The sequence below is a fragment of the Citrobacter sp. R-1.5.2 genome (assembly GCF_035064245.1).
Taxonomy (GTDB): domain Bacteria; phylum Pseudomonadota; class Gammaproteobacteria; order Enterobacterales; family Enterobacteriaceae; genus Citrobacter.
Genome location: NZ_JASEYC010000048.1, coordinates 1 through 4748, shown reverse-complemented (window position 1 = coordinate 4748; position 4748 = coordinate 1). Strand labels below are relative to the sequence as shown.

Genomic DNA, 4748 nt, shown 5'->3' with positions numbered 1-4748 from the left:
TCTCCGAATGAAAGCCTGTCCTCAGCATAGTACCGGGAAGGAGGGAGTGACCATCTCATTAAATAAAGCACGCTAAGGCATAGCTGACCTTGCCAGGCCTGCTTCGCCCTGTAGTGACGCGATCAACGGGCAGGAAACATTCCCCTTTCGTGCATGGCAGGCGCACACGAGTTCAGACAGCACGGTTTCCATGCGCGCCAAGTCGGCCATCTTCTCGCGCACGTCCTTGAGCTTGTGTTCGGCCAGGCTGCTGGCCTCCTCGCAGTGGGTGCCATCGTCGAGCCGCAACAGCTCGGCAATCTCGTCCAGACTGAACCCCAGCCGCTGTGCCGATTTCACGAATTTCACCCGAACCACGTCCGCCTCCCCATAGCGGCGGATGCTGCCGTAAGGCTTGTCCGGTTCCCGCAACAGGCCCTTGCGCTGATAGAAGCGGATTGTCTCCACGTTGACCCCGGCCGCCTTGGCAAAAACGCCAATGGTCAGGTTTTCCAAATTATTTTCCATATCGCTTGACTCCGTACATGAGTACGGAAGTAAGGTTACGCTATCCAATCCAAATTCAAAAGGGCCAACGTATGTCTGAACCACAAAACGGGCGCGGTGCGCTCTTCGCCGGCGGGCTGGCCGCCATTCTTGCATCGACCTGCTGCCTGGGGCCGCTAGTACTGGTCGCCCTGGGCTTCTCCGGTGCTTGGATCGGCAACCTGACGGTGCTGGAACCCTATCGACCGTTGTTCATCGGCGCGGCGCTAGTGGCGCTGTTCTTCGCCTGGAAGCGGATTTACCGGCCCGTGCAGGCATGCAAGCCAGGTGAGGTCTGCGCGATTCCGCAGGTGCGCGCCACCTACAAGCTGATTTTCTGGATCGTGGCCGTGCTGGTCCTGGTCGCGCTTGGATTTCCCTATGTCGTTCCATTTTTCTATTAACCAGGAGTTCATCATGAAGAAACTGTTTGCCTCCCTTGCCCTCGCCGCCGCTGTTGCCCCGGTGTGGGCCGCTACCCAGACCGTCACGCTAGCGGTTCCCGGCATGACTTGCGCCGCCTGCCCGATCACAGTCAAGAAAGCGCTCTCCAAGGTCGAAGGCGTGAGCAAGGTCGATGTGGGCTTCGAGAAGCGCGAGGCCGTCGTCACTTTTGACGACACCAAGGCCAGCGTACAGAAGCTGACCAAGGCCACCGCAGACGCCGGCTATCCGTCCAGCGTCAAGCAGTGAGCCAGCAAGCCAACGACAACAGCGAGAGCCGCTTCATGGGACTGATGACACGCATTGCCGATAAAACCGGCGCGCTCGGCAGCGTCGTTTCCGCGATGGGCTGCGCCGCCTGCTTTCCAGCCCTCGCCAGCTTCGGCGCGGCCATCGGGCTGGGCTTCTTGAGCCAGTACGAGGGACTGTTCATCAGCCGCCTGCTGCCGCTGTTTGCCGCGCTGGCCTTCCTGGCGAACGCGCTGGGTTGGTTCAGTCATCGGCAATGGCTGCGCAGTCTGCTCGGCATGATCGGCCCGGCCATCGTGTTTGCGGCCACGGTCTGGCTGCTCGGCAACTGGTGGACGGCGAACCTGATGTACGTCGGCCTGGCCTTGATGATTGGGGTGTCGATCTGGGACTTCGTGTCGCCGGCGCATCGCCGTTGCGGACCGGACGGCTGCGAACTCCCCGCCAAGCGCTTGTGAAAGACGGCTGACCGTGCGACACGGCGGCCCACACGAATAAGGAACGATGGTATGAGCACTCTCAAAATCACCGGCATGACTTGCGACTCGTGCGCAGTGCATGTCAAGGACGCCCTGGAGAAAGTGCCCGGCGTGCAATCAGCGGATGTCTCCTACGCCAAGGGCAGCGCCAAGCTCGCCATTGAGGTCGGCACGTCACCCGACGCGCTGACGGCCGCTGTAGCTGGACTCGGTTATCGGGCCACGCTGGCCGATGCCCCCTCAGTTTCGACGCCGGGCGGATTGCTCGACAAGATGCGCGATCTGCTGGGCAGAAACGACAAGACGGGTAGCAGCGGCGCATTGCATATCGCCGTCATCGGCAGCGGCGGGGCCGCGATGGCAGCGGCGCTGAAGGCCGTCGAGCAAGGCGCACGTGTCACGCTGATCGAGCGCGGCACCATCGGCGGCACCTGCGTCAATGTCGGTTGTGTGCCGTCCAAGATCATGATCCGCGCCGCCCATATCGCCCATCTGCGCCGGGAAAGCCCGTTCGATGGCGGCATCGCCGCTACCACGCCGACCATCCAGCGCACGGCGCTGCTGGCCCAGCAGCAGGCCCGCGTCGATGAACTGCGCCACGCCAAGTACGAAGGCATCTTGGAGGGCAATCCGGCGATCACTGTGCTGCACGGCTCCGCCCGCTTTAAGGACAATCGCAACCTGATCGTGCAACTCAACGACGGCGGCGAGCGCGTGGTGGCATTCGACCGCTGCCTGATCGCCACCGGCGCGAGCCCGGCCGTGCCGCCGATTCCCGGCCTGAAAGACACTCCGTACTGGACTTCCACTGAAGCGCTGGTCAGCGAGACGATTCCTAAGCGCCTGGCCGTGATTGGCTCATCAGTGGTGGCGCTGGAGCTGGCGCAGGCGTTCGCCCGACTCGGAGCGAAGGTGACGATCCTGGCTCGCAGCACGCTGTTCTTCCGCGAAGACCCAGCTATAGGCGAAGCCGTCACGGCCGCATTCCGCATGGAGGGCATCGAGGTGAGGGAACACACCCAGGCCAGCCAGGTCGCGTATATCAATGGTGAAGGGGACGGCGAATTCGTGCTCACCACGGCGCACGGCGAACTGCGCGCCGACAAGCTGCTGGTCGCCACCGGCCGCGCGCCCAACACACGCAAGCTGGCACTGGATGCGACGGGCGTCACGCTCACCCCGCAAGGCGCTATCGTCATCGACCCCGGCATGCGTACAAGCGTGGAACACATCTACGCCGCAGGCGACTGCACCGACCAGCCGCAGTTCGTCTATGTGGCGGCAGCGGCCGGCACTCGCGCCGCGATCAACATGACCGGCGGTGACGCGGCCCTGAACCTGACCGCGATGCCGGCCGTGGTGTTCACCGACCCGCAAGTGGCGACCGTAGGCTACAGCGAGGCGGAAGCGCACCATGACGGCATCAAAACTGATAGTCGCACGCTAACGCTGGACAACGTGCCGCGCGCGCTCGCCAACTTCGACACGCGCGGCTTCATCAAACTGGTGGTTGAAGAAGGCAGCGGACGACTGATCGGCGTGCAGGCAGTGGCCCCGGAAGCGGGCGAACTGATCCAGACGGCCGCACTGGCGATTCGCAACCGGATGACGGTGCAGGAACTGGCCGACCAGTTGTTCCCCTACCTGACGATGGTCGAAGGGTTGAAGCTCGCGGCGCAGACCTTCAACAAGGATGTGAAGCAGCTTTCCTGCTGCGCCGGGTGAGGACAAGGAGGTGTGCGATGAGCGCCTACACGGTATCGCAACTGGCCCATAACGCTGGGGTGAGCGTACATATCGTGCGCGACTACCTGGTGCGCGGCTTGTTACGGCCGGTGGCCTGCACCACGGGCGGCTACGGCGTGTTCGACGATGCGGCCTTGCAACGGCTGTGCTTCGTGCGCGCGGCCTTCGAGGCGGGTATCGGCCTGGATGCCCTGGCGCGGCTGTGCCGTGCGCTCGACGCAGCGGACGGCGCACAAGCCGCAGCGCAGCTTGCCGTGCTGCGCCAGTTGGTCGAGCGGCGGCGCGCGGCGTTGGCCCATCTGGACGCGCAACTGGCCTCCATGCCAGCCGAGCGGGCGCACGAGGAGGCATTGCCGTGAACGCCCCTGACAAACTGCCGCCCGAGACGCGCCAACCCGTTTCCGGCTACCTGTGGGGTGCGCTGGCCGTGTTGACCTGCCCCTGCCATCTGCCGATTCTCGCCGCCGTGCTGGCCGGGACGACCGCCGGTGCCTTCCTTGGCGAGCATTGGGGTGTTGCCGCGCTCGCGCTGACCGGCTTGTTCGTTCTGGCCGTAACGCGGCTGCTGCGCGCCTTCCGGGGCGGATCATGACGAGTTCGCAGCCCGCCGGATGGACGGCGGCCGAGTTGGCGCAGGCGGCGGCGCGCGGACAGCTTGACCTGCATTACCAGCCGCTGGTCGATCTGCGCGATCACCGGATCGCTGGCGCGGAAGCGTTGATGCGCTGGCGGCATCCGAGGCTTGGCCTGTTGCCGCCCGGCCAGTTCCTGCCGCTGGCCGAGTCGTTCGGCCTGATGCCGGAAATAGGCGCGTGGGTGCTGGGCGAGGCCTGTCGCCAGATGCACAAGTGGCAAGGACCGGCATGGCAACCGTTCCGTCTTGCCATCAATGTGTCCGCCAGCCAGGTTGGGCCAACGTTCGACGACGAGGTAAAGCGGGTGCTGGCCGATATGGCCCTGCCCGCCGAGCTTCTGGAGATCGAACTGACCGAATCGGTCGCATTCGGCAATCCAGCCCTGTTCGCCAGTTTCGACGCCTTGCGCGCCATCGGCGTGCGCTTCGCCGCCGACGACTTCGGCACCGGCTATTCCTGCCTGCAACATCTGAAATGCTGCCCCATCACCACATTGAAAATCGACCAATCCTTTGTCGCCAGGCTCCCGGATGATGCCCGTGACCAAACTATCGTGCGGGCGGTGATCCAGCTCGCGCACGGGCTGGGCATGGATGTCATTTTCAGAAGACGACTGCACCAGTTGATTGGGCGTAATGGCTGTTGTGCAGCCAGCTCCTGACAGTTCAAT

General features: G+C 63.9%; 8 protein-coding genes. 7 read left to right on the top strand and 1 reads right to left on the bottom strand.

Going from position 1 to position 4748, the window contains the following annotated elements:
• Window positions 1-72: 72 nt before the first annotated feature.
• Window positions 73-507 (bottom strand): Hg(II)-responsive transcriptional regulator, encoded by a 435-nt coding sequence (merR, locus tag QMN38_RS26330; protein ID WP_000429836.1) that lies wholly within the window; start codon window positions 505-507, stop codon window positions 73-75.
• Between the two features lie 71 nt (window positions 508-578).
• Between merR and QMN38_RS26325 the strand changes: the two genes are divergently transcribed.
• Genes QMN38_RS26325 through QMN38_RS26295 form a run of 7 tightly spaced genes read left to right on the top strand, consistent with a single transcriptional unit; the run spans window position 579 to window position 4739 of the window.
• Window positions 579-929: a mercuric transport protein MerT gene (locus tag QMN38_RS26325; RefSeq protein WP_001294663.1), complete on the top strand. Its 351-nt coding sequence runs from the start codon at window positions 579-581 to the stop codon at window positions 927-929.
• 13 nt (window positions 930-942) lie between these two features.
• Window positions 943-1218 carry a mercury resistance system periplasmic binding protein MerP gene (merP, locus tag QMN38_RS26320; RefSeq protein WP_000732292.1) on the top strand — a complete coding sequence of 92 codons (276 nt, stop codon included), beginning with the start codon at window positions 943-945 and terminating at the stop codon, window positions 1216-1218.
• Window positions 1219-1253: 35 nt separating this feature from the next.
• The gene (gene merC, locus QMN38_RS26315) at window positions 1254-1676 is read left to right on the top strand and encodes an organomercurial transporter MerC (RefSeq protein WP_001340589.1); all 423 of its coding nucleotides are present in this window, start codon (window positions 1254-1256) and stop codon (window positions 1674-1676) included.
• Window positions 1677-1727: 51 nt separating this feature from the next.
• On the top strand, window positions 1728-3422 hold the full coding sequence (merA, locus tag QMN38_RS26310; RefSeq protein WP_000105636.1) for a mercury(II) reductase: 1695 nt from the start codon (window positions 1728-1730) through the stop codon (window positions 3420-3422).
• Window positions 3423-3439: 17 nt separating this feature from the next.
• On the top strand, window positions 3440-3802 hold the full coding sequence (gene merD / locus QMN38_RS26305; RefSeq protein ID WP_001277456.1) for a mercury resistance co-regulator MerD: 363 nt from the start codon (window positions 3440-3442) through the stop codon (window positions 3800-3802).
• Window positions 3799-4035: a broad-spectrum mercury transporter MerE gene (gene merE, locus QMN38_RS26300; RefSeq protein WP_000993386.1), complete on the top strand. Its 237-nt coding sequence runs from the start codon at window positions 3799-3801 to the stop codon at window positions 4033-4035. The genes merD and merE overlap by 4 nt, the downstream gene beginning before the upstream one ends.
• Before the next feature lie 35 nt (window positions 4036-4070).
• Entirely contained in the window at window positions 4071-4739 is a 669-nt protein-coding gene (locus QMN38_RS26295; protein WP_001300294.1) for an EAL domain-containing protein, read from the top strand.
• Window positions 4740-4748: the final 9 nt, after the last annotated feature.